Genomic DNA, 2068 nt, shown 5'->3' with positions numbered 1-2068 from the left:
TTTTACCTGCCCCTTGCAGGCCAGCCATTAAAATCACCGCTGGTGGTTGAGCTGCTAGGTTTAAAGCCTCATTAGCCGCCCCCATTACCGCTTCGAGTTCTTGACGGACGATCTTAATAAATTCTTGACCAGGGGTAAGGGATTTAGAAACCTCAACGCCAACCGCGCTTTCTTTCACTCGACTGACAAATTCTCGCACCACAGGCAATGCAACATCGGCCTCAAGTAAGGCCATACGAACTTCACGTAAGGTGTCTTTGATGTTGTCTTCAGTAAGACGCCCTTTACCACTGATATTTTTCAGCGTGTTAGATAATCGATCTGTTAAATTCTCAAACATTTTTTTCTCTTCGCGATTAGGCGATCAATACTCTTGAGTATACCTTAGCCTATTGGCTAGGCATACCCATTGCGGAGTAACAAACGGGTTTCTTTATAAGATTGGGTTATACGGCAATATCTCAACACTTAAAAACGATAACGATCCAACGTAGCCCATTGAGGCTTAGCAAGGTATAATTCTTTAATTGAGCAACCAATTTTGTGACAAATATGGATAACCTAATCGCTATCGTTGCCGCTGTTTTATATTTTTTGTCGATTGCAGCCATTGTCCCAGGACTGGTCAATCAAACAGGCGTCAAAGCAAAAACTGTTTTTATTAGTGCCGCATTGGGGCTCTTTTTTCATGCCTGGTTACTCGTCGGGCTAATTTTACACAGCTCCGGTCAGAACCTGAGTATTCTTAATGTCGCCTCATTGATCAGCTTTATTATTTCTTTGGTAATGAGTTTAGCGATGTTTAAAGCTCGTCTGTGGTTTTTACTGCCGGTGGTATATAGTTTCTCGGCGATCAACTTATCCTTAGCGGCATTTCTTCCTAGTACCTTTATTACCCATTTAGAACATGATCCCAAATTAATGGTGCATATCTCTTTTGCGTTATTTTCCTACTCAACGTTGTCGATTGGGGCTCTTTATGCGCTACAACTGGCGTGGCTTGACTATAAATTAAAGAAGAAAAAAGGGTTATCCATTAATCCAAATCTTCCTCCATTGATGATGGTTGAACGGCACTTATTTAAAATCATTCTAATTGGTAACCTACTGTTAACGGGAACATTATTAACCGGATTGTTTTTTGTTCAAGATATGTTTGCTCAAGGGAAAGCCCATAAAGGCATTTTGTCTTTTATTGCTTGGATTGTGTATTCCGTTTTACTGTGGGGACATTATCAAAAAGGTTGGCGTGGACGTAAAGTTACTTGGTTTGCGATTGCGGGAGCCACACTATTAACCTTGGCCTATTTCGGCAGCCGTTTTGTCAGAGAAATTATTCTCAGATAAGATCACACGGATCATTGTTCATTTTAATTTTATATAAGGAAACAGTGCGTTTTGGACGACATCTCAACGGGTATCTTATTTGCGCTACTCGCGTGTCTTATCGTTATTTCAGCCTACTTCTCAGGCTCAGAAACAGGGATGATGGCTCTTAACCGTTACCGCTTAAAGCATCTAGCAAGTACCGGACATAAAGGAGCACAACGCGTTGAAAGATTACTCAGCCGCCCAGACCGCTTAATTGGTCTTATTTTAATCGGCAATAATCTAGTTAATATTCTCGCTTCCGCCATCGCTACCATTATCGGGATGCGTTTGTATGGCAATATTGGCGTGGCCATTGCCACCGGAGCACTCACCTTAGTGGTATTAGTGTTTGCTGAAGTGACCCCAAAAACATTGGCGGCGCTTTATCCTGAGCGTGTTTCTTACGCCAGCAGCATTGTTCTAACTCTACTTATGAAGCTGATGGCACCGTTAGTGATTTTTGTCAACTTGATCACTAACGGTTTTTTACGCTTACTTGGCGTTCGAGCGAAGCATGGTGGTGATGATCCACTCAGCTCCGATGAACTGCGTACAATAGTCAATGAAGCTGGCCGACTCATCCCTCGCCGCCACCAAGATATGTTGCTATCCATTCTCGATCTCGAACATGTCACGGTGAATGATATTATGATCCCTCGAAATGAAATCACCGGCATCAATATTAACGATGATTGGA

The 2068-nt window shown here is 42.4% G+C and carries 3 protein-coding genes; 2 read left to right on the top strand and 1 reads right to left on the bottom strand.

Annotation, left to right across the window (positions count from 1 at the left end):
• The coding region (locus B7C60_RS19015) for a signal recognition particle receptor subunit alpha (protein ID WP_245869264.1) at positions 1-340 on the bottom strand (340 nt) is incomplete at its 3' end.
• A 212-nt stretch (positions 341-552) separates the two neighbouring features.
• Here B7C60_RS19015 and B7C60_RS11660 point away from each other — a divergent pair.
• Together B7C60_RS11660 and B7C60_RS19010 are read left to right on the top strand one after the other, a co-directional pair.
• The gene (locus B7C60_RS11660) at positions 553-1347 is read left to right on the top strand and encodes a cytochrome C assembly family protein (protein WP_099611796.1); all 795 of its coding nucleotides are present in this window, start codon (positions 553-555) and stop codon (positions 1345-1347) included.
• 51 nt (positions 1348-1398) lie between these two features.
• The coding region (locus B7C60_RS19010; RefSeq protein WP_245869261.1) for a CNNM domain-containing protein at positions 1399-2068 on the top strand (670 nt) is incomplete at its 3' end.

Origin of the sequence: Vibrio fujianensis, assembly GCF_002749895.1 — a bacterium.
GTDB lineage: Bacteria > Pseudomonadota > Gammaproteobacteria > Enterobacterales > Vibrionaceae > Vibrio > Vibrio fujianensis.
Note: the sequence above shows the minus strand (reverse complement) of the source record. Positions and strands in the feature narration are given on the sequence as shown.

What these genes read in the sequence shown, in the direction of transcription:
- B7C60_RS11660 (WP_099611796.1), top strand. Translation starts at nt 553, where the DNA reads ATGGATAACCTAATCGCTATCGTTGCCGCTGTTTTATATTTTTTGTCG.